Source organism: Pseudomonas sp. EL_65y_Pfl1_R83 (genome assembly GCF_963970695.1).
Lineage (GTDB): Bacteria > Pseudomonadota > Gammaproteobacteria > Pseudomonadales > Pseudomonadaceae > Aquipseudomonas > Aquipseudomonas tritici.
Genome location: NZ_CAXAQI010000023.1, coordinates 1 through 25,078, shown reverse-complemented (window position 1 = coordinate 25,078; position 25,078 = coordinate 1). Strand labels below are relative to the sequence as shown.

Genomic DNA, 25,078 nt, shown 5'->3' with positions numbered 1-25,078 from the left:
ATGATGGATAAAATCAGGGCATTTTTGCTGAACCTACCGCGTAGGCAAAAGCGCGTATTGCAAGTCGCTGCTGATATTTTGCTGGTGTGGATCGCGCTATGGATGGCGTTTCTGGTGCGGTTGGGCTTGGATGAATTGGTCGATCCCTTTACAACGCACTTTTGGTTATTTTTAACCGCACCTATCGTAGCCATTCCGCTTTTTATACGCTTTGGTATGTACCGCGCCGTTATGCGCTATTTTGGTAACGACGCACTTATTGCGATTATCAAGGCTGTCAGTTTGTCGTCGTTGATTCTCGGCGTAGTTGTCTATTGGTACAGCAACCATCAGCATGTGATTCCTCGATCAATCGTTTTTAACTACTGGTGGCTCAGTTTGATCTTGGTCGGCGGGCTGCGGTTGGCAATGCGTCAGTATTTTCTTGGTGATTGGTTTGCTGCGGCCCAGCATATGCCTTTTACTAACCGCGAAGATGGTTTGCCCAGAGTTGCTATCTACGGTGCGGGCGCTGCTGGTAATCAGTTGGTTGCAGCATTGCGTATGGGGCGAGTCATGCGCCCAGTTGCTTTCATTGACGATGATGCCAGTATTTCTGACCGAGTGATTTCCGGGCTGCAGGTATATAAGCCCAAACATATTAGTCGCATGATTGATGCGACAGGTGCCCAAGAAATTTTACTTGCAATTCCTTCCTCAAATCGCGCCCGTCGACGGGAAATATTGGGCTTTCTCGAAGGTTTCCCTCTACATGTTCGCAGTGTTCCTGGGTTTATGGATCTCGCCAGTGGGCGCGTGAAAGTAGATGACATTCAGGAAGTTGATATCGCGGATTTGCTTGGGCGTGACGCGGTGCCGGCCCAGGGAGAGCTGTTGGAACGTTGCATTAAGGGACAGTGTGTATTGGTCACAGGCGCAGGCGGCTCAATCGGCTCTGAACTCTGTCGACAGATACTGAATTTACACCCCACAACATTGTTGTTGTTCGAACACAGTGAGTTTAACTTATATAGCATTTTATCCGAGCTCGAGTTACGTATTGTCCGAGAGTCTTTACCTGTCAAGCTGCTTCCAATCTTAGGCTCTGTGCGTAATGAGAAAAAATTAGTCGACGTTATGAAAAGTTGGAGCGTTGACACGGTCTATCATGCTGCTGCCTATAAGCATGTGCCGATGGTTGAGCACAATATCGCAGAGGGTGTACTAAATAATGTTATTGGAACACTCAATACTGCTCAAGCAGCGTTGCAGGTTGGAGTGGCGAACTTTGTACTAATCTCCACTGATAAAGCGGTTCGTCCAACTAACGTTATGGGCAGTACAAAACGCTTAGCTGAGTTGACACTGCAAGCGCTCAGCCACGAATTGGCTCCTGTATTGTTTGGGGATAAATCTAATATTTCGCGGGTCAATAAAACACGCTTCACAATGGTTCGTTTTGGAAACGTTCTTGGCTCTTCTGGTTCGGTTATTCCGTTGTTTTATAAGCAAATTAAGTCGGGAGGCCCCCTTACTGTCACCCATCCTAAAATCACTCGTTACTTCATGACGATCCCTGAAGCTGCTCAATTAGTGATCCAAGCAGGTTCCTTGGGGCAAGGAGGGGACGTTTTTGTTTTGGATATGGGAGAGCCGGTAAAAATTATCGAGTTGGCCGAGAAGATGATTCACCTTTCTGGTTTGAGCGTTCGCTCAGAGAAAAAACCTCATGGAGATATTTCAATTGAATTCTCTGGTTTACGACCTGGCGAAAAACTTTACGAAGAGTTGCTCATTGGTGAAAACGTCGTCGCAACGCAGCACCCGATGATTATGAGGGCCAACGAAGACTACCTAAATTGGGAATTGCTTAAGATTAAACTCGCTGAATTGCTGTTGGCGGTTGAAAAAGATGACTATTCCCGTGTTCGTCAGATACTACGTGAAACAGTTAGCGGCTATGCGCCCGATGGGGAAATTGTTGATTGGATTTATCAGCAGCGTCGTTTTGAACCGTAGCTTCTATTGATGATACTTAACAGGCGGTGCGACATTGTCTGTGGGCGAAAAAGTCCATTCTCGCTCTTAGGCATTTGCATTGTCCATATGCCTGTTTTGACGATTTATAATTAAATCATGCTTTATTTTGAATCGATGAGAGCGGTGGGCGGCAGAACTAGATTCGCCCTTTTTCAAACGATAAAAACGCTCATGCAGTATCTAAAAAATATTGAGTTTTTTTAGTTGCAAGAACGCGACCGCTTATTTCTTGAAAAAGGCGAGTTTCAATAATTTTCTTTCCGACTCTACTGAATGGTAATTCGATAGTAAGCGTCCAGTAATTACACATTTCAACTTTGAAATGTCTATGCGTTACCAGCGCACTTTGACTCGCTGCCGGCCTACATTACTTTTGATTAGGAGTGATTGCGAGGGCCTACAACTGGGCGGCTAATGCGCAGTTCAAATCATACTGTTCGGCAATGCTGACAACCCTGCGCGCGCTTATTGCCACCGAGCCCTCTTGTGTCGTAAGCGATCCACCATGTACACATTCAAAACTGCCCGTTGAGGCCTGATGCTGTGCTCCCGATTCCCATCAGGAGCCCGCAGTTATGATGCGCCCCGACGCCAAATTTGAAAAAGTCTACCTCTACCCCAAGCCTGTCGACTTCCGAAATTCCATCGACGGCCTCGCCGCCTTGGTCGAATTGGATATCAAAGTGGCGGTGTTCGACCCCGTGCTTTTTGTTTTTCTGAATCGCCCCCGTAATCGGGTGAAAATACTTTATTGGGAGCGCAACGGCTTCTGCCTTTGGCTCAAGCGCCTCGAATCCGAACGATTCAAAACGTCCCCTGACGATACGGATGAAGCCATTGTCCTGACGGTTCAGGAACTGAACTGGCTGCTCGACGGTTTTGATCTCTGGCGCAACCGTCCGCATCAGGTTTTGACGCCGCGATTCGTCGCTTGATTGGGTATAATCCGGGCCATGATTTCCATGCCCGACGACCTCCCTGATGATCCGGTTCTGCTCAAGCAAATGCTTGTGCAGATGCTCAGTGAGCGTCAGGTGGACAAAGACCAGATTGTTGATCTGAAAGAACAGATCCGGCTATGGCGTGAACGTTTTTTCGGGCGTAAATCAGAGCAAACCGTCGATCCGCAGACGCCACAGCTCGCGCTCTTTAATGAACCCGAAAGTCTCGCGGTTCCGGTCTCCGATGAGTCTGACGAAGAAGTCGTTGCCCCGACCCAACGCCGAGGCAAACGCAAACCACTGTCAGCCGATCTACCACGCATCGAAGTCATTCACGAACTGCCCGAACATGAACTGACCTGCGCGTGCGGCTGCCGCAAACACACCATCGGTGAAGAAACCAGCGAACAGCTTGAAATCGTGCCGATGCAGATCCGGGTGATCAAACACGTCCGCAAGGTCTACGGCTGCCGTGGTTGTGAAGCCGCGCCAATCACCGCCGACAAACCGGCCCAATTGATCGAAAAAAGCATGGCCAGCCCCAGCGTCCTGGCGATGCTGCTGACCACCAAATACGTCGACGGTCTGCCACTGTATCGGTTCGAAAAAGTCCTTGGCCGACACGGCGTCGACATCCCACGCCAAACCCTGGCGCGCTGGTTGATCCAGTGCTGCGAACACTTTCAGCCGCTGCTGAATCTGATGCGCGACCGGTTGCTAGAAAGTCCGGTGATCCACTGCGATGAAACGCGGGTACAAGTGCTGAAGGAACCGGATCGAGACCCGACCAGCCAGTCCTGGATGTGGGTGCAGGCCAGCGGCCCGCCTGAGCGCCCAGTTATTCTTTTTAACTACACCACCAGCCGCGCGCAGGAGGTGCCACTGCGTCTGCTCGCCGATTATCGTGGCTACCTGATGACCGACGATTACGCTGGCTATAACGCCGTGGGTGCGCAACCGGGTGTCGAGCGTCTGGGCTGCTGGGCGCATGCGCGGCGCAAGTTCGTCGATGCGCAAAAAGTGCAACCCAAAGGCAAGACGGGCCGTACCGATATCGCGCTGGCCATGATTAACAAGCTGTATGGTATCGAACGTGAACTCAAAGAGGTCACGGGTGATCAGCGTTTTGTCGGTCGCCAGGAACAGAGCTTCCCGGTGCTTGCCCAACTGAAAAGCTGGCTGGAGAAAACCCAGTCCCAAGTGACGCCGCAAAGTGCGCTGGGCAAGGCCGTTAATTATCTGGCCAGCAACTGGAGCCGGCTGGAGCGTTACGTGGAGGCTGGGTTTTTACCGATAGACAACAATAAAGCCGAGCGCGCAATAAAGCCGTTTGTCATAGGGCGCAAGGCATGGCTGTTCAGCGATACGCCCAAAGGCGCCACCGCCAGTGCGCAGATCTATAGCTTGGTCGAGACCGCCAAGGTCAACGGCCAGGAGCCCTATACGTGGCTGCGCCACGTACTTGAGCGGTTGCCGCATGCATCCACGGCAGAAGACTACGAAGCGTTGTTACCGTGGAACTGCTCACCGGAAATGCCACGGTAAACGGAAACCGTACCTGATTGTAGGTGTGCTTGGTGGATCGCTTACGTTCAATCGAAATACCATTTATTAGGCTGGGAAGCGTGGTACCAGATTCCCGCAGGAATGGTTGTTCAGTACCAGCGTTCCATTTGCTCCAGCTTGATGTGTGGAAGATGCTTGAGGTCAGCCTGTGCCGGAGCAGCCAATCCGCTTTCACTATGCGGGCTTAAGCGAGTTTCGGCTAAACGGACGGCGAACCCGTCTCCGGAAACACGACGTACCATGTCCAACCTTTACGCAATGGCTAAATCCTCAGCTTTCTGGCTGGTCGATCATTATCGTGAGGCTTATAATCTTTTCGCGAGTATAGGTATCCTGTTCAATCACGAATCTGAATTACCCCACCCCGGTTTACGCAAAGCATCGTAACTACGGCCAAGCGTATTGCGGCAGGTTTGGGGGGAGCGATTGACGCCTGACGCCTGGATATTGCATGTGACCGAGGAGCGGCGTCAGAGCATGTCGATGCTATTTGGCGCATGTTGCAGTGCAATTAGACGAGTAATTTCAGGAAAGATGCAGGCCAGGCCCACACACCGGAAACATTCGGTGCTGAAGCATTCACACAGCTGGGCCTCGACTGGAAGGAGCATTTCTACCAATCGCAGGAATTTTTCGACCGCAGATCTGCTGACCAGTCGTATGGATCCGACCACGGCCTAATTGGTATTGGGACAGAAGGCTCAGTCGACCATGATCAGTGTCATTGGCAGTATGCTAAATGCAATTTAATTACACATTCAAAGAATGCTAGGACGTAGACATGACCCTGAAGAAAGCGCTTATTACCGGGATCACCGGCCAGGACGGCTCCTATCTGGCTGAGTTGTTGTTGGAAAAAGGCTATGAAGTCCATGGTATTAAACGACGCGCGTCGTCGTTCAACACCCAGCGCGTTGATCACATTTACCAGGATCCTCATGTCGATAACCAACGCTTTATCCTTCACTACGGTGACTTGTCCGATTCGTCTAACCTGACCCGCATCATTCAGGAAGTACAGCCTGATGAGGTCTACAACCTAGGCGCGCAGTCCCACGTCGCCGTAAGCTTCGAGTCGCCGGAATACACCGCCGATGTCGATGCGATGGGAACATTACGTATCCTTGAAGCGATTCGACTGCTCGGGCTGGAAAAAAAAACCCGGTTCTACCAAGCCTCGACCTCAGAACTTTACGGACTGGTACAAGAAACCCCTCAAAAAGAAACAACACCTTTCTATCCGCGCTCGCCGTATGCGGTGGCAAAACTTTACGCCTACTGGATCGTAGTCAATTACCGTGAAGCCTATGGCATGCATGCTTGCAACGGGATTTTGTTTAACCACGAATCTCCACGACGCGGTGAGACATTCGTGACCCGCAAAATCACTCGCGGCCTTGCAAATATTGCACAGGGTCTTGAACAGTGTTTATACATGGGTAACATGGATGCGCTGCGCGATTGGGGGCATGCCAAAGATTACGTTCGCATGCAGTGGATGATGCTGCAGCAAGATACTCCTGAAGATTTTGTGATAGCGACGGGCGTACAATATTCTGTTCGTGACTTCATTCGCTGGTCTGCCGCAGAACTCGGCATCACCCTGCGCTTTGAAGGAACCGGCGTGGATGAGCGAGGCATTATTGAGTCCATAGATGGCGACAAGGCTCCAGCACTCAAGGTGGGAGACACATTGGTTCGCGTTGACCCTCGCTACTTTCGTCCCGCAGAGGTTGAAACTCTACTTGGCGATCCGACCAAAGCGAAAACCAAGCTAGGCTGGGTCCCGGAAATTACCGCACAGGAAATGTGTGCCGAAATGGTTCGTGAAGATCTTAAAGTCGCCCAGCGTCATGCGCTGCTGAAGAATCATGGTTACGACCTGCCAGTGTCGCTGGAGAACTAGGATGTCACGCCAGTTGAGCGAGTGTGTTTTTGTCGCCGGCCATAAGGGAATGGTTGGCTCTGCCATCGTCCGACGCCTGCAGGCGTTGGGCTATACGAACATTTTGACCCGGGACAGGTCTCAATTGGATCTCCTAGACCAACACTCGGTAACGTCTTTTTTTGCGGAGAGCAAGATTGAGCAGGTCTATATGGCGGCTGCAAAGGTGGGTGGCATTCATGCCAATAATACCTATCCGGCAGAGTTTATCTACGAAAACCTGACCATGCAGGCAAATATTGTTCACGCGGCGCATCAACATGATGTGCAGAAATTGCTGTTTTTAGGCTCTTCATGTATCTACCCGGTTAAGGTCCAGCAGCCAATGGCTGAGGAGGCTTTGTTGACCGGGGTGCTTGAGCCTACCAATGAGCCTTACGCAATTGCAAAAATCGCCGGGATCAAACTGTGTGAAAGCTATAACCGTCAATATGGCCGCGATTACCGTAGCGCCATGCCTACCAACTTGTATGGGCCGAACGACAACTTTCATCCGGAGAACTCCCACGTCATTCCCGCGCTTCTTCGTCGCTTCCACGATGCCGTTGAACAGGATGTAGAAGAAGTGGTGATCTGGGGTAGCGGATCGCCAATGCGTGAGTTCTTGCACGTCGATGATATGGCTAGTGCGTCCGTTCATATCATGGAGCTGAACTCTGAGCAGTATCAAGCCCATACTCAGCCGATGCTCTCTCACATCAACGTAGGTACAGGGGAAGATTTCACTATCCGCGAACTTGCTCAAACCATCGCCAATGTCACCGGGTTCAAAGGTCGTCTGACCTTCGACGCAAGCAAGCCGGACGGCGCACCAAGGAAGTTGATGGATGTCTCCCGACTACAGCAGTTGGGTTGGCAAGCAACAATCAGCCTTGAAGACGGACTTCGGAACGCCTATGCCTGGTTTTTCGAGAATGCTTTAGATGTGCGCTCGCGGTAGCGGCACGTCGCATGGGTGGTTCCTTCAGCAATCATCCAGTTAGTTCCTTTCACTTCTCGACTTTTTGCCAGAGCGTTTTTTGCGCTTGCAGGGACTAATTCCGCAGGTACGGATCTGTACGAGGGCATGCGATTGCCACTCCTACCGCGACCGATTTAACACTCTGTTACTCAAGCATTTTTGACGAATCCCCAATATGGCCTAAGTTTGAAAAGCAGCTTCGGAAAAGCTGCTTTTCCCTCATCAATGTCATGGAGCGTCAAATGCAAAACACCTACCTCACCTCCCTAATCTTCGCCTTCCTCACCACCCTCTCCGTAACCACAACCGCGGCCCCCTCCATCAAGCCCGAAGCCCCAACACCCATCACCGCCCAAATGTCCAAAGCCGAGCAACCCGCCAAGGTCAACCTCAATGCCGCCGACGCCGAAACCCTGCGTCGCGATCTCTTCGGTATTGGTGCCGCCAAAGCCAAGGCGATTGTGGCCTACCGGGAAAGCAATGGTCCGTTCACGGCGGTTGATGAGCTGCTGGAAGTGAAGGGTATCGGCAAAGCCTTGCTGGAGAAGAATCGCGATAGGCTGGCGATCAACTAAGCCAGCCAAAGGAAGCCGGTCATTGACCGGCTTTATCTCGATCAGAACCCTGGGTTGTGTCGTCGTACTGTGCTGGCCTCTCAGGCCCAGTTCGGCGGACATGGTAGCCAGCAGGCAACCTTGGCTGGGGAGGTCAGGTGCCATTCCAACAGATAACTTTCAATAAACGTTTCCAGTGGCCGTTCTTGGCTGAAGAGCTTGTCGCAATGGGCATCCAGCTCTGCCGCCGAGGGCAGGAGGGATTTTTACTTGAAGTGCGCCCAAAACCCGAAGGTTAAAGCGTTGGCATGAAAAGTGGTTACCTCTAAGCATGAGATTGTTCAACAATCGTGAGGCAATCATGACATCCAGCTTGTCTTTAGCCGATCAAATCGCCTTGGAACTCCGCGCCGACATCATCGGCGGGCGGCTTTTGCCGGGGATGCCGTTGGTTGAGGTGGACCTGGTGAAAGCCTACAACGCATCACGTAACACCATCCGCGAAGCATTGCACCGTCTCGGCCAAGAAGGGCTGACCCGCTACGTGCGCAACAAGGGCGTCATGGTCCGGCGGCTGGAACGCGACGAGGTGCGTGATTTGTTTGTAGTCCGCCGCACCCTGGAGTTGCAGGCCATCGCCCAGAGCGGCCCGCTGACAGAGGCCCAATCCGAGCGCATGCAAAACGCTATCGACGCAACCACCCTGGCCCGTGAGCGCGAAGACTGGCGTGCGGTCGCCACCCACAGCCTGGTGTTTCACCAGCAGATCGTTGGGTTGATGCGCAGCCCGTTGTTCGATGAGTTTTTTGCCCAGGTCATCGCCCAGCTGCGTCTGGTGTTTTGCGCAGAGCCTGACGAGCAGCGTTTCCAGTCGCCATGGTTGGAGCGCGATCGTGAGATTTACACGTTACTGGTCCAGCAGGATAAACCGGCGGCAGGGCAGGCGATGAGCCTGTACCTGGCTGATTCGGAACGCTTGTCGTTGGCTTTGTTTAATCACCCCTGATCGAGGATCCGCACCATGTACAAAGACTATCCGGCCGCTTATCAGGTCAGCAAAGGTTCGGCGCTGCAGGTCGACACGGCGTTTTACGAGCGCATCCGTGACCATAAACAGCAACGTACGTTGATCGAGCAGTTCGAGGTACCGATCCGAACCGGCAGGGCGTGGAAGGTGCCGGCCGGGCATGTGTTTCGTGTGACCACGCCGGTCGGTCCACAGGTGGGTGACTTCAATGTGTGGAACGCCAACGACCCTCGCGAACGCCTGTGGGCGGCGCGCACGCGTCAGTTGCAGGGCGCCCATGTGAGCACGCATGACCGGTTGTGGTCGAATCTGCCATTTTTAAGACCGCTGGTGACGATCACCGATGACAGCCTGGCCAGTTACGGCACCGATGAGCATGGCGGGCGCTTGCATGATTTGCTCGGAACGCGTTGCGATCCGTATGTGAATCGGATGCTCACCGGCGAGGACTTCCATCACCATTGCCATTCGAACCTGACGCGCGCGGTTTTACCCCACGGTCTGACGGAGTTCGACGTGCATGACGTGCTGAACATTTTTCAGTGCACGGGCCTGAATCACGACGACATGTATTTCATGAAGGCTTGCCCGGCGCAGAAGGGCGATTACCTGGAGTTCTTTGCAGAGATTGATTTGCTGTGTGCGCTGTCGACGTGCCCGGGTGGGGATTTATCGTTGCCGATGTGGGGGCCGGAGGCGCAGGACCCTCTCACGGTATGCCGTCCGCTCGGGGTTGAGATCTACAAGTTGGAAGATGAATTGCTGAACGGCTGGAGCCAGCCGGAGCGTGCTGCCTACAAGGGGCAGCACGGTTTGCAGATTGCCAAGGCGGCTTGGGAGTAACCCAAGGCTCAGCGATCCTGCGCGTCCTTCGCATCCGCCTGGGCGTTACGCTCGTCCACGCGTTTGCGTTGTTCTTCGGTGAGTTCGACCTTGTTGGCGCTGTCTCGCAGCATCATCAGCCCACCGACGATCGACCCGATCGCGACCACCATAATCAACCACGCATACCACGGCATAAGGCTCTCCTTGAGGCAGATCCCCGTGGGAGAATTTTCCCACGGGGATAACTGCTTTGAGTACCAGGCTTTCTCAGGAGTTCAGTGTAGGCCTATTCCGCCTCGTTAACCTCAGAGTCCGGTCAACATCGCATCCGCAGGTGCATCCGCGCGGTCTTGCGCGGTCATCTGGAAGTAAACGAACCCAACGGCCATAAAGCCCAGGAAGATCAGCCCGATCAGCGTGTTAAACCAGGCCATGGCCACCAGGCACACCACCGCCAGCACCAGCGCAATGCCCGGCACGATGGGGTAGCCCGGTGCGCGGAAGGTGCGCTCCAGCAACGGTTCGGTCTTACGCAGTTTGAACAGGCTGAGCATGCTCATGATGTACATCACGATGGCGCCGAATACGGCCATGGTGATCATCGCTGCGGTCAGCGTCATGCCGCCCAGGTTGATCAGGCCGTCGCTGTAGATCGCGGCGATGCCGACCACGCCGCCGGCGATGATTGCCCGGTGCGGTGTCTGAAAGCGCGACAGTTTGGCGAGGAAAGACGGCAGGTATCCGGCGCGGGCCAGGGCGAAGAACTGGCGCGAATAGCCCAGGATGATGCCGTGAAAACTCGCTACCAGGCCAAACAAGCCGATCCACACCAGCATGTGCAACCAGCCGGAGCTGTCGCCGACCACGGTTTTCATAGCTTGTGGCAATGGGTCGTTGATATTGGAGAGGGTGCGCCAGTCGCCCACACCGCCGGCAAAGAACATCACGCCCATGGCCAGGATCACCAGGGTCAGGATGCCGCTGATGTAGGCTTTTGGAATGGTGCGCTTCGGATCTTTCGCTTCTTCGGCGGCCATGGCGGCGCCTTCGATGGCGAGGAAGAACCAGATGGCAAAGGGAATCGCGGCAAACATGCCGGCAATCGCCGGGGCGCCAAAGGTGTCGGAACCGGCCCAGCCGTTCAGGGCGAAGTTGCTGAAGCTGAAGGCGGGCGCTACGACGCCCATAAACACCAGCAACTCGGCGACGGCGAGTACGCATACCACCAATTCGAAGGTGGCGGCGAGTTTCACACCAAGGATGTTCAGGCCCATGAACACGATGTACGCGCCGACGGCCGCGTGTTTCGGGTCCAGCGCCGGGAATTGCACGTTCAGATATGCGCCGATGGCCAAGGCGATCGCAGGCGGCGCGAAGACGAACTCGATCAAGGTCGCGAGCCCCGCGATCAAACCGCCTTTCTCACCAAAGGCACGACGGCTGTAGGCAAACGGCCCACCCGCGTGAGGAATCGCGGTGGTCAGCTCGGTGAAACTGAAGATGAAGCAGGTGTACATGGCGGCGACCATCAACGAGGTCACCAAAAAGCCCAAGGTCCCGGCGACGCCCCAGCCATAGCTCCAGCCGAAGTATTCGCCGGAAATCACCAGGCCGACGGCGATGCCCCACAAGTGCAGGGTGCCCAAGGTGGGTTTGAGTTGTGTGTTCATTGTGCTGCTCCCTGAACGGTTTGGAATGATTCAAGGTGTTGCAGCGTGCATGCCAGGCTGAGAATCATTGTCGTAAAGCGGTGCAAGTGTCGCCACGGGAACGGTTTGGCGTTTGAATTTGCCCTGCGTTGCACCAGATAAGTGCTGTGGTGACTGAGCTGGCGCTTTCGCGGGCAAGTCGAATCGTCGCACCGCGATGAGGTCCTCCCATCCACAGCAAATCCCCCTGTAAACCCCGCATAAACCCACTCTTTACGCCGTCTTTACGCCCCGCCCATACCCTCGCTCTCGTTCCTTTACACCACTCCTGCCGACAATTGACCCACACGCGGCACTCGCCGCTAAACGGAGAGACTTCCATGAGCGTTCTGGACGGGGTGTCACTGCTATTGGCCGTGGCGCTGTTCATTTATCTGCTGGTTGCGCTGTTACGCGCGGATCGGAACTAGGAGCTGGCCATGCACAGTTATGACTATTGGCTGATCATTGCCTTTTTTGCCTTGGTGCTGGTGCCGGCCCCGTTCCTGGGGCGGTTCTATTACAAAGTGATGGAAGGGCAGCGCACCTGGCTGAGCCCGGTTCTGGGGCCTGTGGAGAAAGCCTGTTATCGCCTGGCGGGCGTGGACGAGCAGCAGGAACAAAGCTGGCAGAAATACATGCTGGCCTTGCTCGCGTTCAATCTAGCGAGCTTTTTGCTGTTGTTCACGATCCTGTTGTTCCAGGACTATCTCCCACTGAACCCGCAGAAGTTGCCGGGTCAGGAATGGACGCAGGCCTTCAACACGGCGGTCAGTTTCATGACCAACACCAACTGGCAGTCCTACAGCGGTGAGGCGTCTTTAAGCTACCTCAGCCAGATGGCCGGCCTGACCGTGCAGAACTTCGTCAGCGCTGCCACTGGCCTGTCAGTCCTGGTTGCTCTTTGCCGTGGGATTGGTCGCAAATCGACGCACACATTGGGTAACTTCTGGGTCGACATGACCCGCGCCACCCTCTACGGCCTGTTGCCGTTGTGCCTGGTGCTGGCGTTGTTCCTGGTGTGGCAGGGCGTTCCGCAAACCTTCGCCCATTACGTCGATGCCGTGACGATGCAAGGCGTGGATCAAGTGATCCCCCTGGGCCCGGCGGCCAGCCAGATTGCGATCAAGCAGTTGGGTACCAACGGCGGTGGCTTCTTTGGTGTCAACTCGGCGCACCCGTTCGAAGACCCGACTGCCTGGGCCAACCTGTTCGAAGTGGCATCGATCATCCTGATCCCGGTGGCGCTGGTGTTCACCTTCGGCCACTACGTGAAAGACCTGCGTCAGAGCCGTGCGATTCTCGGCTGCATGCTGGCGCTGTTCCTGATCGGTGGCGCGACCTCGTTGTGGTCCGAATACCAGCCCAACCCGACCCTGAACAACCCGGCCGTGGAGCAGACCGCGCCGCTGGAAGGTAAGGAGGCGCGCTTCGGCACCACCGGCACGGTGCTGTGGTCGGTGACCACCACCGCAGCGTCCAACGGTTCGGTCAACGGCATGCAGGACAGCCTCAGCCCCCTCAGCGGGATGGTGGCGCTGGTCAACATGATGGTCGGCGAAGTGATCTTCGGCGGCGTCGGTGCCGGCATGTACAGCATGTTGCTCAATGTGTTGATCGCGGTGTTCCTCGCCGGCCTGATGATCGGCCGCACCCCGGAATACCTCGGCAAGAAGCTGCAGGCCAAGGAAGTGCAATTGCTGGTGGTGACGCTGCTGGTCATGCCGGTTGGCGTACTCGTGCTCGGCGCCATTGCCGCGAGCCTGCCAGGCCCGGCCGGTGCCATCAGCAACCCAGGTCCGCACGGCTTCAGCCAGTTGCTCTACGCCTACACCTCGGCCAGTGCCAACAACGGCTCGGCGTTCGGTGGCTTCAGCGCTAACACACCGTTCCACAACCTGATGCTGGGCCTGGGCATGTTGATCGGTCGCTTCGGCTACATCCTTCCGGTACTGGCCCTGGCCGGCAGCCTGGCGATGAAGAAGGCCGCGCCGATTGGTCAGAACAGCTTCCCTACCCATGGCCCGCTGTTCGTGACCCTGTTGACCGTGACCATTTTGCTGGTGGGCGGCCTGACCTTCCTGCCGACGCTGGCACTGGGCCCTATTGCTGAACATCTGAGCATGGCTGCTTCTAAATGAAGAGCGAAGGGGATATGAAAATGAATATGCCTGTAAAAAATGTGGCTTCGGTGCAAACCCAAGAGCCCGCCAAAACCGCGATCTCCGCCCTGTGGCGCCCGGCGCTGGTCCAGGCGTTCGTGAAGCTGGACCCGCGCCAACTGCAACGCTCGCCAGTGATGCTGGTGGTCGAGCTGACCGCCATCCTCACCACCGTGCTGTGCTTTGTGCCGGACACGACGGTGCCGACCTACGTCGCCGTGCAAATCGCTGTGTGGCTGTGGTTCACCGTGCTGTTCGCCAACTTTGCCGAAGCCTTGGCCGAAGGGCGCGGCAAAGCCCGTGCCGACAGCCTCAAGGCCGGCAGCGAAGGCCTGAGCGCACACCGCAAAGAGGCCGATGGCAGCTTCAAAGTGGTGCCGGCCACCAGCCTGCGCAAAGGTGATGTGGTGCGCGTTACCGCTGGGGAAATGATCCCCGGTGACGGCGAAGTCGTTGAAGGCATCGCGGCGGTTAACGAAGCGGCGATCACTGGCGAATCCGCCCCCGTGATCCGCGAGTCCGGTGGCGACCGTTCGGCCGTCACCGGCAACACCCGTCTGGTATCGGACTGGCTGCTGATCCGCATCACCGCCAACCCGGGTGAGTCGACCCTGGACCGCATGATCGCCCTGGTGGAAGGCGCCAAACGCCAGAAAACCCCCAACGAAGTCGCGCTGGATATCCTGCTGATCGGCCTGACCCTGATCTTCCTGCTGGTGGTGGTGACCCTGCAACCGTTCGCCCACTTTGCCAATGGCAGCTTGCCGTTGGTGTTCTTGGTCGCACTGTTGGTGACGCTGATTCCTACGACCATTGGCGGCTTATTGTCGGCGATCGGTATCGCCGGTATGGACCGCCTGGTGCGCCTCAATGTGATCGCCAAGTCCGGCCGCGCCGTGGAAGCGGCGGGGGACGTGCATGTGCTGCTGCTGGACAAGACTGGCACCATCACCTTTGGTAACCGTCGCTGTACGGCGGTGGTCGCGGCGCCTGGCGTCAGCGGCAAGGAAGTGGCCGAAGGCGCGTTGTTTGCCTCCCTGGCGGATGACACGGCGGAAGGTAAATCCATCGTCGAATACCTGCGCGCCTTGCACCCGCAAGCCGAGCCGACTGCGGATGAGCTGACGGCTGTGCCGTTCAGTGCTGAAACCCGCTTGTCTGGCGTCGATTATCAGGGCCGTGTGTTCCGCAAAGGCGCCGTGGATTCGCTGCTGGCGTTTATCGGCCAACAACGCAGCGACCTGCAACCAGCACTGTCGCGGGAAATCGACAAGATCGCCCAGAGCGGTGGCACGCCATTGCTGGTGTGTGCCGATGGCAAGTTGCTCGGTGCGATTCACCTGAAGGACGTGGTCAAGCCTGGCATCCGCGAGCGTTTCGCCGAGTTGCGCAAACTGGGCATTCGGACCGTGATGGTGACGGGCGACAACCCGCTGACCGCTGCTGCGATTGCTGCCGAAGCCGGCGTGGACGACGTGCTGGCCGAAGCCACGCCGGAGAAAAAACTCGCCCGTATTCGTCATGAGCAGAACGACGGTCGCCTGGTGGCGATGTGCGGCGACGGCGCCAACGATGCTCCGGCCCTGGCCCAGGCGGACGTTGGCATGGCGATGAACGATGGCACCCAGGCCGCTCGCGAAGCCGCCAACATGGTCGACCTCGACAGCGACCCCACCAAGTTGCTGGACGTGGTGCAGATCGGCAAGGAGTTGCTGGTGACGCGCGGTGCGCTGACCACCTTTTCCATCGCCAACGACGTGGCCAAGTACTTTGCGATTTTGCCGGCGCTGTTCGCTTCGATCTACCCGCAACTCGGCGTGCTCAACGTGATGCACTTGCAGAGCCCGCAAAGCGCGATTCTCTCGGCCATCGTGTTCAACGCGCTGATCATCGTGGTGCTGATCCCGCTGGCGCTGCGTGGTGTGCGCGTGCAAGCGGCGAGCGCGGCGGCCTTGCTGCGGCGCAACCTGCTGATCTACGGGCTGGGCGGGCTTGTGGTGCCGTTCGTGGGCATCAAGGCGATCGACATGCTGCTGACGGCGTTGCACCTGGTGTAACCGAACTCGCTCTCGTAGTGAGCGGGCTTGTCGAATCGTCGCACCGCCCGCGCTGGGCTGCGAAGCAGCCCTCTGCAACCACACCAGTGCGTCCAACAACTTGAGGAATCCAAAATGTCCAACCTAATCCGTCCGGCCCTTAGCCTGCTGGTGCTCATGACCCTGATCACCGGCGTCGCTTACCCACTGGTGGTGACCGGCGTCGCCCAAGTCGCCTTCCCGGATCAAGCCAATGGCAGCCTGGTACACGACGCCAGCGGCAAAGTGCGCGGCTCCAGCTTGATCGCCCAGGACTTTACCGGTGACAGCTGGTTCCACCCGCGCCCCTCGGCCGGCGCTTTCGCGACGGTTTCCAGCAGCGCCAGCAACCTTGGCCCAAGTAACCCGGCGCTGGCGACGCGCATCTTTGATGATGCGAATAAACAGCGCGTGCCCAGCCAAGGGCCGGTGCCTTTGGCGTCGCTGACTACCTCTGGCAGCGGTCTTGATCCACACTTGCCACCGGAAGCGATTGCCTATCAACTGGCGCGGGTGGCGGCGGCGCGGAGTGTGCCGGTATCGACCTTGCAGCGGTTGCTGGATGAGCATATCGAAAGCCCGCTGGTGGGCCCGCCAGTGGTGAATGTGCTGGCATTGAACATGGCTCTGGAAAAACTGTAACCCCCTGTGGGAGCGGGCTTGCTCGCACACATTCGATCTTCGGTGGGTTTGAATATCTGAACACTTAAAGGAACCCCCAAGCATGAGCGACTCCGGCCGCGCCGATGCCCTGCTAGCCGATCTGCCCCGCAACGGCCGTGGCCGGCTCAAAGTCTTCCTTGGCGCCGCGCCCGGCGTGGGCAAGACCTACGCCATGCTCCAGGCCGCCCATACCCAGTTGCGCCAGGGCGTGAAGTTGATCGCCGGCGTGGTCGAGACCCACGGCCGCGCCGAGACCGAAGCCTTGCTCAGCGGCCTGCCGCAGCAACCGTCGCTGCGCACCGAATATCGCGGCGTGATGCTTGAAGAAATGGACCTCGACGGCCTGCTCGCCGCCCAGCCCAAGCTGGTGCTGGTGGACGAGCTGGCCCACAGCAACGCCCCCGGCAGCCGCCATGAAAAGCGCTGGCAAGACATCCAGGAACTGCTCGCCGCCGGCATCAACGTGTTCACCACGGTCAACGTCCAGCACCTGGAAAGCCTCAACGACCAAGTACGCGGCATCACCGGCGTGCAGGTGCGTGAAACCCTGCCGGACTGGGTGCTGCAAGAGGCCGACGAACTGCTGCTGATCGATCTGCCCTCTCGCGAGTTGCTGGAGCGCCTGCGCGACGGCAAGGTCTATGTGCCGGAGCAGGCCCGCGCGGCCATTGATGCATTCTTCACCCAGACCAACCTCATGGCCTTGCGCGAGTTGGCGATGCAAACCGCCGCCGCCCATGTCGACGATGATTTGGCCCAAGGCTACCGCCAACTCGGCCAGGCCGCGCCGGCAGTACGTGGGCGTTTGTTGGTCGGCGTGGACGGCGATGCACAGGCCGAACGCCTGGTGCGCCATGCCAGCCGTGTTGCCCAACGCCGGCATTTGCCGTGGAGCCTGGTGCACATCGATAACGGCCGTGCGCGGGATGAGCAGTTCCGATTGCGCCTGCAAAATGCCCAGCAACTGGCCGAACGCCTTGGCGGTGAAGTGGTGTTGCTGCGAGCCGGCGAGGTGGCCAAAACGCTGATCCAGCATGCCGCCGAACGCCGCGCCAGCCTGGTGTTGGTGGGGCAGTCGCGGATGCGTTGGCGGCGTCGGTTGTTCGGTGGCGGCCTGGCTGCGCGTTTGCTGCGTAATGCGCGTAGCTTGGAAATCAACGTCCTCGACAGCGATGACATCCCCGCACCGTCACGCTTGCCGGACGTGCGCGGGCTGGTGTGGTTCGACTATGCGCTTGCGGTCGTGGCGACGGTGGTTGCTGCGGCATTGGCTTGGGCGGTGTCCAGCGTCTTGCCGCTGCCGAATATCTCGCTGGTGTTCCTGGCGGCGGTATTGCTGGTGGCCGTGCGCAGCAGCCTGGGGCCCTCGCTGGTGTGTGCGGCGTTGTCGTTCATAACCTACGACTTCCTGTTTATCCCACCGAATTTTTCCTTCGCCATCCAGCGCGAAGAGGACGTGCTGACCCTGTTGTTCTTCCTGTTGATGGCGGCGTTGACCGGCAACCTCGCCGCACGTCAACGCCGTCAGTTGCAAGCGTTGCGCGACACCCAGGAAGAAACCAGCGAACTGCTCGACCTGTCACGCAAACTGACCGCCGCCACCGATCGCCAGGCGGTGATCAGCGCCGCGGCGCATCACCTGGAAGGCTGGAGTGACCTGGACCTGTGCCTGGTCAACCGCGATAGCCAGGGCGGTTGGGCGATTGAGACCGGCGGCCCGCTGACGCTTACCGAAGCCGAGCGCGCCGCTGCTGATTGGGCCTGGCAGCATGACCAACCGGCGGGCATGGGCACTGGCACCTTGCCGTTCGGGCGTTGGTGGTGGTGGCCGTTGTCAGCCGAAGAGGGCCCGTTGGGTTTGCTGGGCGTTAGTCCAAAACCCGGCCAGGAACTGAGCGGCCAACGCCGTCGCTTGCTGACTGCCCTGAGCCAGCCATTGGCCCAGGCGCTGGCGCGGGCGCAACTGGCCCAGGAGCTGGAGTCCGCACGGTTGCACGGTGAGACCGAGCAACTGCGCAGCGCCTTGCTGGCCTCGGTGTCTCACGATTTGCGTACGCCGCTGACCTCCATGCGCGGCAGCATCGATAGCCTGTTGGCGCTCGGTGAGGCCATCCCGCTGGAAGATCGCCGCGAGTTGCTTGAAGGCACCCGCGATGAGGCCGAACGTCTCGACCGCTATATCCAGAACTTGCTCGACATGACGCGCCTCGGCCATGGCGCTTTGAAACTGGCGCGGGATTGGGTGTCGCCGGGCGATATCGTCGGCAGCGCCCTCGGTCGTTTGCGTGCGGTGCTGGCGCCGTTGAAGGTGAGTACCGACGTGCCGCCTGAGTTGCCACTGTTGTATGTGCATGCCGCGCTGATCGAACAAGCGCTGGTTAATGTGCTGGAAAACGCCGCGCGTTTTTCACCGTCTCAAGGGCGCTTGCAACTGAGCGCGGGCGTGCTGGATAACCAGCTGTTTTTTGCCGTCGCTGATGAAGGCCCAGGCATTCCCGAAGACGAGCGCGCAAAGATTTTCGACATGTTCTACACCGCCGCACGGGGTGATCGAGGCGGGCAGGGCACAGGCTTGGGCCTGGCAATCTGCCAGGGCATGGTCGGTGCCCACGGCGGGCATATCAGCGTGGCCGACGGCATTGACGGGCGCGGCACCTGCATCACCTTGTTCCTGCCCTTGCCGACACAGCCTGGCCTGGAGCGCGAGGCATGAGCTACCCTGTTTTCTTCACGGATTTTGATTGGACACCATGAGCCAGACCGCGACGATTTTGGTCATTGATGACGAACCGCAGATCCGCAAATTTCTGCGCATCAGCCTGGCCTCCCAGGGCTACAAAGTGATTGAGGCCGGCACCGGCAACGAAGGCCTGGCCCAGGCGGCACTGAGCAAGCCGGACCTGCTGGTACTCGACCTTGGCTTGCCGGACATGGACGGCCAGCAAGTGCTGCGCGAATTCCGTGAGTGGTCGACGGTGCCGGTGTTGGTGCTGTCAGTCCGCGCCAGTGAAGGGCAAAAAGTCGAGGCGCTCGACGGTGGCGCCAATGACTATGTGACCAAACCCTTCGGCATCCAGGAGTTTCTCGCCCGGGTACGTGCGCTGCTGCGCCAGGCGCCCGCGGGTGAAGCCCAGGAAGCGGCCTTGCGGTTTGGCCCATTGACGGTCGACCTGGCCTATCGCCGCGTGCTGCTGGACGGTGCCGAAGTGGCGCTGACGCGCAAGGAGTATGCGGTGCTCGCGCAGCTCGCCCGGCATCCGGGGCGGGTGATTACCCAGCAGCAATTGCTCAAGGATATCTGGGGCCCGACCCATACTGAGGACAGCCACTATCTGCGTATTGTGGTGGGGCATCTGCGGCAGAAACTGGCGGATGATCCGACACAGCCGAGGTTTATCGTGACCGAGGCGGGGGTGGGGTATCGGTTGTTGAGTGCCTAGATGTTTGGCGTCGGCTCCGAGGCCATCGCGGGAAAGCCCGGCTCCCACAGGGGAGTGCATTCCAAAGGTGGGAGCTGGCTTGCCTGCGATGGCGTCATCAGCCGCACCTTAACCCTCAACTCTGCTCACGCTCATACCGATCCAACGTATCACTGGCAATCTCTCGCCCCAGCGCAATCAACTCCGGCGCTTTGTAGAACTCGAAAAACCGGCACACCCGCTTCGGCACGTTGATCAGCACATCCGGCGGGTAGCCGGCGATTTTGTACTGCGCCAGCGAGGTTTGCATCACCTCGAAGCTCTGGTTGATCAGGTCCAGCAGCGACGCCGGGCCGACGTTATCGATGATGAACGACCCGGTCGCCGACTTCGGTGCACCGGGTTTTTCCGGTGCGGCGTTGGGTTGTTGGGATTCCGGCTCGGCCGAGTCCAGCCACGGGTTGATCTCTGCCGCTTGCGCCTCCAATGCCTCTTGCTCCAGCTTCAGCAATTGTTCGGCCTGCTTGCGGCGAAACGGCAGGTGCGAACCGAGTGATTTGGCCAGGTTGTTGAAGCGACTCTTGAACGCTGGCGGGCGTTGGATCACCGGCAACCGGTACTGCTTCTGGTTGGTGGCGTTGAGGTTGACCGCGATGATCAAGTCACAATGGCTCGACACCACCGGCACGATGGGCAGTGGGTTGAGCAGGCCGCCGTCCACCAGCATGCGGTTGCCTTGCATCACCGGGGTAAACAGGCTGGGAATCGCCGCGGAAGCGCGCATGGCCTGGTGCAGGCAGCCTTCCTGGAACCAGATTTCCTGTTGGTTGGTCAGGTCGGTGGCGACGGCGGTGTAGGGGATGCGCAGTTCTTCGATATTGATCTCACCGACGATCTTGCGGATCTGCCCGAAGACCTTCTCGCCGCGAATCGCCCCCAGGCGAAAACTCACGTCGACCAGGCGCAGCACGTCGAGATAGTCGAGGCTTTCAATCCAGTTTCGATACTCCTCCAGCTTGCCGGCGGCGTAGATCCCGCCGACCACGGCCCCCATGGAGCACCCGGCGATACAGGCGATGTCGTAGCCGCGCCGTTCGATTTCCTCGATAACCCCAATATGGGCGTAGCCCCGGGCCCCGCCGGAGCCCAGCACCAAGGCAACACGTTTTTTCATGGTCAATGTCCTTCCTAATGCAGGCGCCCACAATGCACCCATTGAGGTGGCAGCTTCAATCTTCGCTAGGCATGTAATATTTTTCCTGAATACTCGCGGCGCTCGGGTATGCTCGGGTGTATAGGTACTGTCGATTTCAGGCTAAGGATTAGGCACTTTTCCATGTAGGCAACGTCTACAACGTACGACTGTTTTTTCTTTATTTTGAGGTGTCATCGATGAAAGCCTGGATGTGTGTGCCTGTGATCGTGTTGGCCCTGGCCGGTTGTGCCGGTAAAACCGCGTACCGCGACAGCTGCGGCTCGCAATTGGACGCTGCCTGGAAGGAGCTCGACCTGGCCAAGGCTGAGGGTTTTGCCGGCACGGTGAGCTACTCCAAGGCCTTGTCTTTGTTGACCGGCGCCAAAACCCAGCAACAATTTGAAGCGTTCGAAGGCTGCTCCACTAAAGCCGAGAAAGCGCGGTTCTATATTCGTGAGTCTCGCGCCGGGCGTTGACGCGTAGCCGCTGTCGAGTGCAACGAGGCTGCGTCGGCGGCCATGAGTTACCTGGGAATTTTCGTCGTCAGGGGGAGGAAGGGATGTCAGCTTTGGTCGATCAGTTAGTCGCTCAGGTCATTAGCCTGGAAGTAGGGTTACTGAGCTGCCAGGCTCGCCTCGCCGCCGTCACCGACGATGAAGCCTTGCATGACTTGCGCACCACCGTGCGACGACTGCGCAGCCTGTTGCGTCCCTTGCGCGGTCTACCTGGGGTAGAACAGCTTGAATTGGCAGCCAGCAAGGTCGGCCAACTGACTACGCCGCTACGCGACCGCGAGGTGCTGGCGGCGTATTTGCATCAGCATGGCCATCACGAAGCCGCGAGCCGGCGCCTGCGTTTGCAACCCGATGCCTATCGCCAGGTGGCGCAAAGCCCGGAAGTTGCCCATTTGCTGCAGATACTCGACGCCTTCCCACGTTTTATTCGTGCCTCTGAACACCAGAAACTGCTCAAAGGCCTGCGCCCACGCATCGAGAAACGTCTGGCCAAGCAATGGCAGAAACTCGGTGAAGCGTTGAAAGAGCCCGACCATGATCGTCACCGCCTGCGGTTGCTGATCAAGCGCGTGCGCTACGCTGCGCAAGCGTATCCCGAGCTGGACAAATTGCCTGCCAACGCCATGTCACGCTTGAAAAAAGCCCAAGCTGCCCTCGGGGATTGGCATGACTGCTGGCAGTGGTTGGCCCAGGCCGAGCACCAGGCCGATCTGCAACCTTGTGTTGCGGTATGGCATCGCACCATGGCCAAGGCGCAAGGCCAGGCCGATCGCGTGCTCGCCAAATTCAGCGCCGATTGTTTCTGAGCCGGTCCGGCTTTTGGCCGGAATAGGCGCTGCACCTCACGGGCCCGATGATTAAGATCACCCATCTGTTCCTTCTGATGTGAGACGCGCCATGCGCTTTAGTGATTTGCTCGACGCCGCACGAAGCAACCCGCTGGATGTAACCATCCCCGCGGAATGGGCCCAGGGCCGCGCAACGTTTGGTGGGCTGGTCGCCGCATTGCAATACGAAGCCCTGCGCGCCCAGGTACCAGCCGATCGGCCTTTACGATCAATGGCAATCACCTTTGTTGGCCCGGTAGCGCCGGACGTTTCTGCCAGTTATCAAGTCGAAGTGTTGCGCGAAGGCAAGGCCGTTAGCCAATTGCTCGGCCGCGTGACGCAGAACGGTGAAGTGGCGACACTGGTACAAGCCAGTTTCGGCGCGTCGCGAGCGTCGGAAATCGCTGTCGAGAATGAAGCACCGCCCGTGTTCAAACACTGGGATGAGTGTCAGGAACTGCCCTATATCAAGGGCGTCACCCCTGAATTCATGCGCCACCTGGCGATGCGATGGAGCGTCGGCGGCTTGCCATTTACTGGCAACAAATCCCGCGACATGGGCGGGTGGGTACGTTTACGTGGGGATGTAAAAGAAGAGCCACTGACCGAGGCGCATATCCTCGCCTTGGTCGACGCCTGGCCACCGGCCCTACTGCCGCACCTGAAAAAGCCGGCACCGGGCAGCACCCTTACCTGGACCATCGAGTTCATCCAACCTTTGCAAAATCTCACGACGCTCGACTGGTGCCAGTACCATGTCAACATCGAGCACGCCCGCGACGGCTACGGCCATGCCGCTGCCGCGCTATGGAGCCCCACCGGCGAGCTGATCGCCATCAGCCGCCAGACCGTGGTGGTCTTCGCCTGACCTCAATGCCGGTGGCGCTGCTGTTCAACACAAACTGGCTTGGACTTCCACGCTATGACCCTGCCGCTGCAAGGCCAGACCAGCCAGGACACCGACAATGCCGACGGCGACACTGGCAGGGCTTGTGCTGAATACCCCGGATACGATCAACAGAAACCCGATAATGAACAGCGCCACCGCAATCAGGCGCAATGCCTGGTTGGTCGGGTGCTGATGGTTTTGCGGGTAGCTGCGCCATTGCCAGGCGGGGAGGTTGGGGTGACGTTTGCCCATGATGGTGAATCCTCTGTCCGTTGAAATGCTATGGACAGAGTTTAGGTGGGGCGGGGCGAGTGGGCGAATTGGGGTTGGCTATGGGGGGCATAGGGAATACTCACCTAAAGTCTGCAAGAGCATTTTTTAGCGGATGTCGAGGCTAAATGTTCTGGGCGAGTCTAGCTGTGAATGTATTCGTATACCTCTGGATAGAGGATTTTCCTGATGTCTAAGGTGCTGATCGCAAACTCTAATTTTTCTGAATGTATAGCGTGACATATGATTTGAGCGACGCCATGCGTTTCAGTGTCATGAAATTTGAATAACAGATTTTCTTCGTCTGCCAATATTAATTTAAAATCGTCCGTTGTGGATATGTACTCTAAATGGCTTAGTCGTTGCCATAATAACTCTGGTTGGTAGTCTTGTCTTGTCATTAAAGTTGCACGGCTACGGTATGCCTTTAGTTTGTTTGGATCTATATGGTCTGGACGGGTGTCCAAATACTCTACTCCAGAATAAATTGAGGTTGCTTCATTTTTTCTGAATATGTCTTTGGGGCCTGAGTTTTTCGCAAAGCGCCTTAACGCTAGGTACTCCTGTGTCTTGCTGTACTTGGGAGTCCTAGTGGTATACCAAGTTAGTATCAGTGGCCATTCATGTGTCAACAGTGATGCGAGGGCGAGCCAAGTGTTCCACACATTTTCAAAGTCTTGATTAAGGAGTGTGAACGTGGCATACCCTCGTTCTTCTGTAGGGTGTAGGTGTGCCCAGGGGTGTATGCCGGTTTCGTGTATGAAGACTGTGTCCATTAATCACCTTTTAAAATACGTATGGGAGTCATTGCCGATGGTTAACGGAACTTTTACCCCCTCAACGGTAACCTCGGTATTGAAGTGTGGAGCATGATTGCCTTTTTCATGACCTAATGAATGCTCACGAATTTCTACATCTCTATAAAGTAATTCGAATTCGTAAACCCTTCCTTGAATGTAGCGATCTTGATCGGTGATGGTTTCTCGGTAAATATTTTTGGGATGCTGAGTCTTAGGTACACCTCCGATTGCTTTTGCTCTTTTAAAAGCTCCATTTCTAGAAAGTCTGGTATCAAAGCCTTTGGGTAGCTCAACGTCACCCTCATTGACGTCAACGTTTTCCCCCGGATTTTCTGGGCGATTTGTGGGTTTACATCCATCCTCCCCCGGACACCTGCTCAGCCCTAGCGGATCCACCCAACCCGTAGGGTTGGGCACGTACTGGTAGGCGTTAATCCCACCCGCCAACTTAACTGGATCTGGCGTCAGGTAGCGACCAATATCCGGATTGTAATAGCGATGGCGGTTGTAGTGCAGCCCGCTTTCTTGATCGAAGTATTGGCCTTGGAAGCGCAGCGGGTTGTCGACTTTTCCTATGTCCAGGCGGGTGATTTCACCGTAGGCGCGGTAGTGCGCGGACCAGATGATTTCGCCATCTGGGGCGGTGAGTTCTTGTGGCGTGCCGAGGTGGTCGAGTTGGTAATGGTAGGGCTTCGTTTCTTTTGGACCGAAACCTTCCAGCAGCGCCAACGGGCGGA

22 protein-coding genes and 1 pseudogene are annotated in these 25,078 nt (G+C 57.3%); 18 read left to right on the top strand and 5 right to left on the bottom strand.

The features are described 5' to 3' along the window. Positions 1-3 precede the first annotated feature (3 nt). The 9 genes from AACY08_RS25190 to AACY08_RS25150 all read left to right on the top strand — a co-directional run bounded on the left by AACY08_RS25190 (position 4) and on the right by AACY08_RS25150 (position 9,856). Positions 4-1,998, top strand: a complete 1,995-nt coding sequence (locus AACY08_RS25190) for a polysaccharide biosynthesis protein (RefSeq protein WP_445262045.1) — start codon at positions 4-6, stop codon at positions 1,996-1,998. Between the two features lie 596 nt (positions 1,999-2,594). Continuing rightward, entirely contained in the window at positions 2,595-2,954 is a 360-nt protein-coding gene (gene tnpB / locus AACY08_RS25185; protein ID WP_339471864.1) for an IS66 family insertion sequence element accessory protein TnpB, read from the top strand. 18 nt (positions 2,955-2,972) lie between these two features. After that, a complete protein-coding gene (tnpC, locus tag AACY08_RS25180; protein ID WP_339471863.1) occupies positions 2,973-4,505 on the top strand; it encodes an IS66 family transposase in 1,533 nt (510 codons plus the stop codon). Between the two features lie 102 nt (positions 4,506-4,607). Beyond that, a complete protein-coding gene (locus tag AACY08_RS30675; protein ID WP_445262044.1) occupies positions 4,608-4,913 on the top strand; it encodes a GDP-mannose 4,6-dehydratase in 306 nt (101 codons plus the stop codon). A gap of 394 nt (positions 4,914-5,307) precedes the next feature. Further along, positions 5,308-6,432 carry a GDP-mannose 4,6-dehydratase gene (gmd, locus tag AACY08_RS25175; protein ID WP_320400434.1) on the top strand — a complete coding sequence of 375 codons (1,125 nt, stop codon included), beginning with the start codon at positions 5,308-5,310 and terminating at the stop codon, positions 6,430-6,432. Between the two features lies 1 nt (position 6,433). Next, the gene (gene fcl, locus AACY08_RS25170; protein WP_339471861.1) at positions 6,434-7,411 is read left to right on the top strand and encodes a GDP-L-fucose synthase; all 978 of its coding nucleotides are present in this window, start codon (positions 6,434-6,436) and stop codon (positions 7,409-7,411) included. A gap of 263 nt (positions 7,412-7,674) precedes the next feature. After that, positions 7,675-8,007: a ComEA family DNA-binding protein gene (locus AACY08_RS25165; protein WP_339471859.1), complete on the top strand. Its 333-nt coding sequence runs from the start codon at positions 7,675-7,677 to the stop codon at positions 8,005-8,007. 340 nt (positions 8,008-8,347) lie between these two features. Continuing rightward, positions 8,348-8,992, top strand: coding sequence for a GntR family transcriptional regulator (locus tag AACY08_RS25155; RefSeq protein WP_339471857.1), 645 nt, complete (start codon positions 8,348-8,350; stop codon positions 8,990-8,992). Between the two features lie 15 nt (positions 8,993-9,007). Next, a complete protein-coding gene (locus tag AACY08_RS25150; protein ID WP_339414802.1) occupies positions 9,008-9,856 on the top strand; it encodes an urea carboxylase-associated family protein in 849 nt (282 codons plus the stop codon). Positions 9,857-9,864: 8 nt separating this feature from the next. On the opposite strand, the gene AACY08_RS25145 is transcribed toward AACY08_RS25150, so the two are convergent. Together AACY08_RS25145 and eat are read right to left on the bottom strand one after the other, a co-directional pair. Continuing rightward, complete coding sequence (locus AACY08_RS25145; RefSeq protein ID WP_339471855.1) at positions 9,865-10,032, bottom strand: DUF2897 family protein; 168 nt, start codon at positions 10,030-10,032, stop codon at positions 9,865-9,867. 111 nt (positions 10,033-10,143) lie between these two features. Continuing rightward, positions 10,144-11,508 carry an ethanolamine permease gene (gene eat / locus AACY08_RS25140; RefSeq protein WP_049709334.1) on the bottom strand — a complete coding sequence of 455 codons (1,365 nt, stop codon included), beginning with the start codon at positions 11,506-11,508 and terminating at the stop codon, positions 10,144-10,146. Positions 11,509-11,867: 359 nt separating this feature from the next. Here eat and kdpF point away from each other — a divergent pair, with 359 nt between their 5' ends. The 6 genes from kdpF to AACY08_RS25110 all read left to right on the top strand — a co-directional run bounded on the left by kdpF (position 11,868) and on the right by AACY08_RS25110 (position 19,866). Further along, entirely contained in the window at positions 11,868-11,957 is a 90-nt protein-coding gene (gene kdpF / locus AACY08_RS25135) for a K(+)-transporting ATPase subunit F (protein ID WP_003218754.1), read from the top strand. Between the two features lie 9 nt (positions 11,958-11,966). Beyond that, the gene (gene kdpA, locus AACY08_RS25130; RefSeq protein ID WP_339471853.1) at positions 11,967-13,667 is read left to right on the top strand and encodes a potassium-transporting ATPase subunit KdpA; all 1,701 of its coding nucleotides are present in this window, start codon (positions 11,967-11,969) and stop codon (positions 13,665-13,667) included. Positions 13,668-13,681: 14 nt separating this feature from the next. Next, positions 13,682-15,745 carry a potassium-transporting ATPase subunit KdpB gene (kdpB, locus tag AACY08_RS25125; RefSeq protein WP_445262043.1) on the top strand — a complete coding sequence of 688 codons (2,064 nt, stop codon included), beginning with the start codon at positions 13,682-13,684 and terminating at the stop codon, positions 15,743-15,745. 114 nt (positions 15,746-15,859) lie between these two features. Beyond that, positions 15,860-16,405: a potassium-transporting ATPase subunit KdpC gene (kdpC, locus tag AACY08_RS25120; protein WP_339471849.1), complete on the top strand. Its 546-nt coding sequence runs from the start codon at positions 15,860-15,862 to the stop codon at positions 16,403-16,405. An 82-nt stretch (positions 16,406-16,487) separates the two neighbouring features. Then, entirely contained in the window at positions 16,488-19,139 is a 2,652-nt protein-coding gene (locus AACY08_RS25115; protein ID WP_339471848.1) for a sensor histidine kinase KdpD, read from the top strand. Positions 19,140-19,176: 37 nt separating this feature from the next. Further along, positions 19,177-19,866: a response regulator gene (locus AACY08_RS25110; protein WP_010211910.1), complete on the top strand. Its 690-nt coding sequence runs from the start codon at positions 19,177-19,179 to the stop codon at positions 19,864-19,866. 115 nt (positions 19,867-19,981) lie between these two features. Here AACY08_RS25110 and AACY08_RS25105 read toward each other — a convergent pair whose 3' ends face one another. Beyond that, positions 19,982-21,019: a patatin-like phospholipase family protein gene (locus AACY08_RS25105; protein WP_339471847.1), complete on the bottom strand. Its 1,038-nt coding sequence runs from the start codon at positions 21,017-21,019 to the stop codon at positions 19,982-19,984. 218 nt (positions 21,020-21,237) lie between these two features. Here AACY08_RS25105 and AACY08_RS25100 point away from each other — a divergent pair, with 218 nt between their 5' ends. The 3 genes from AACY08_RS25100 (at position 21,238) to AACY08_RS25090 (ending at position 23,250) form a co-directional block, all read left to right on the top strand. Next, entirely contained in the window at positions 21,238-21,516 is a 279-nt protein-coding gene (locus AACY08_RS25100; protein ID WP_339414796.1) for a hypothetical protein, read from the top strand. An 83-nt stretch (positions 21,517-21,599) separates the two neighbouring features. After that, positions 21,600-22,361 (top strand): CHAD domain-containing protein, encoded by a 762-nt coding sequence (locus tag AACY08_RS25095; protein WP_339471846.1) that lies wholly within the window; start codon positions 21,600-21,602, stop codon positions 22,359-22,361. A 91-nt stretch (positions 22,362-22,452) separates the two neighbouring features. Then, positions 22,453-23,250 carry an acyl-CoA thioesterase gene (locus tag AACY08_RS25090; RefSeq protein ID WP_339471845.1) on the top strand — a complete coding sequence of 266 codons (798 nt, stop codon included), beginning with the start codon at positions 22,453-22,455 and terminating at the stop codon, positions 23,248-23,250. A 33-nt stretch (positions 23,251-23,283) separates the two neighbouring features. On the opposite strand, the pseudogene AACY08_RS25085 reads toward AACY08_RS25090, so the two are convergent. Both AACY08_RS25085 and AACY08_RS25080 read right to left on the bottom strand, forming a co-directional pair. Beyond that, a pseudogene (locus AACY08_RS25085) lies at positions 23,284-23,523 on the bottom strand (DUF3040 domain-containing protein); the annotation flags it as partial. 797 nt (positions 23,524-24,320) lie between these two features. Then, positions 24,321-25,078, bottom strand: a 758-nt coding sequence (locus tag AACY08_RS25080; RefSeq protein ID WP_339471844.1) for an RHS repeat domain-containing protein, incomplete at its 5' end; no start/stop codon positions are given.

What these genes read in the sequence shown, in the direction of transcription:
- AACY08_RS25190 (WP_445262045.1), top strand. Translation starts at nt 4, where the DNA reads ATGGATAAAATCAGGGCATTTTTGCTGAACCTACCGCGTAGGCAAAAG.
- tnpB (WP_339471864.1), top strand. Translation starts at nt 2,595, where the DNA reads ATGATGCGCCCCGACGCCAAATTTGAAAAAGTCTACCTCTACCCCAAG.
- tnpC (WP_339471863.1), top strand. Translation starts at nt 2,973, where the DNA reads ATGATTTCCATGCCCGACGACCTCCCTGATGATCCGGTTCTGCTCAAG.
- AACY08_RS30675 (WP_445262044.1), top strand. Translation starts at nt 4,608, where the DNA reads ATGGTTGTTCAGTACCAGCGTTCCATTTGCTCCAGCTTGATGTGTGGA.
- gmd (WP_320400434.1), top strand. Translation starts at nt 5,308, where the DNA reads ATGACCCTGAAGAAAGCGCTTATTACCGGGATCACCGGCCAGGACGGC.
- fcl (WP_339471861.1), top strand. Translation starts at nt 6,434, where the DNA reads ATGTCACGCCAGTTGAGCGAGTGTGTTTTTGTCGCCGGCCATAAGGGA.
- AACY08_RS25165 (WP_339471859.1), top strand. Translation starts at nt 7,675, where the DNA reads ATGCAAAACACCTACCTCACCTCCCTAATCTTCGCCTTCCTCACCACC.
- AACY08_RS25155 (WP_339471857.1), top strand. Translation starts at nt 8,348, where the DNA reads ATGACATCCAGCTTGTCTTTAGCCGATCAAATCGCCTTGGAACTCCGC.
- AACY08_RS25150 (WP_339414802.1), top strand. Translation starts at nt 9,008, where the DNA reads ATGTACAAAGACTATCCGGCCGCTTATCAGGTCAGCAAAGGTTCGGCG.
- AACY08_RS25145 (WP_339471855.1), bottom strand. Translation starts at nt 10,032, where the DNA reads ATGCCGTGGTATGCGTGGTTGATTATGGTGGTCGCGATCGGGTCGATC.
- eat (WP_049709334.1), bottom strand. Translation starts at nt 11,508, where the DNA reads ATGAACACACAACTCAAACCCACCTTGGGCACCCTGCACTTGTGGGGC.
- kdpF (WP_003218754.1), top strand. Translation starts at nt 11,868, where the DNA reads ATGAGCGTTCTGGACGGGGTGTCACTGCTATTGGCCGTGGCGCTGTTC.
- kdpA (WP_339471853.1), top strand. Translation starts at nt 11,967, where the DNA reads ATGCACAGTTATGACTATTGGCTGATCATTGCCTTTTTTGCCTTGGTG.
- kdpB (WP_445262043.1), top strand. Translation starts at nt 13,682, where the DNA reads ATGAAAATGAATATGCCTGTAAAAAATGTGGCTTCGGTGCAAACCCAA.
- kdpC (WP_339471849.1), top strand. Translation starts at nt 15,860, where the DNA reads ATGTCCAACCTAATCCGTCCGGCCCTTAGCCTGCTGGTGCTCATGACC.
- AACY08_RS25115 (WP_339471848.1), top strand. Translation starts at nt 16,488, where the DNA reads ATGAGCGACTCCGGCCGCGCCGATGCCCTGCTAGCCGATCTGCCCCGC.
- AACY08_RS25110 (WP_010211910.1), top strand. Translation starts at nt 19,177, where the DNA reads ATGAGCCAGACCGCGACGATTTTGGTCATTGATGACGAACCGCAGATC.
- AACY08_RS25105 (WP_339471847.1), bottom strand. Translation starts at nt 21,019, where the DNA reads ATGAAAAAACGTGTTGCCTTGGTGCTGGGCTCCGGCGGGGCCCGGGGC.
- AACY08_RS25100 (WP_339414796.1), top strand. Translation starts at nt 21,238, where the DNA reads ATGAAAGCCTGGATGTGTGTGCCTGTGATCGTGTTGGCCCTGGCCGGT.
- AACY08_RS25095 (WP_339471846.1), top strand. Translation starts at nt 21,600, where the DNA reads ATGTCAGCTTTGGTCGATCAGTTAGTCGCTCAGGTCATTAGCCTGGAA.
- AACY08_RS25090 (WP_339471845.1), top strand. Translation starts at nt 22,453, where the DNA reads ATGCGCTTTAGTGATTTGCTCGACGCCGCACGAAGCAACCCGCTGGAT.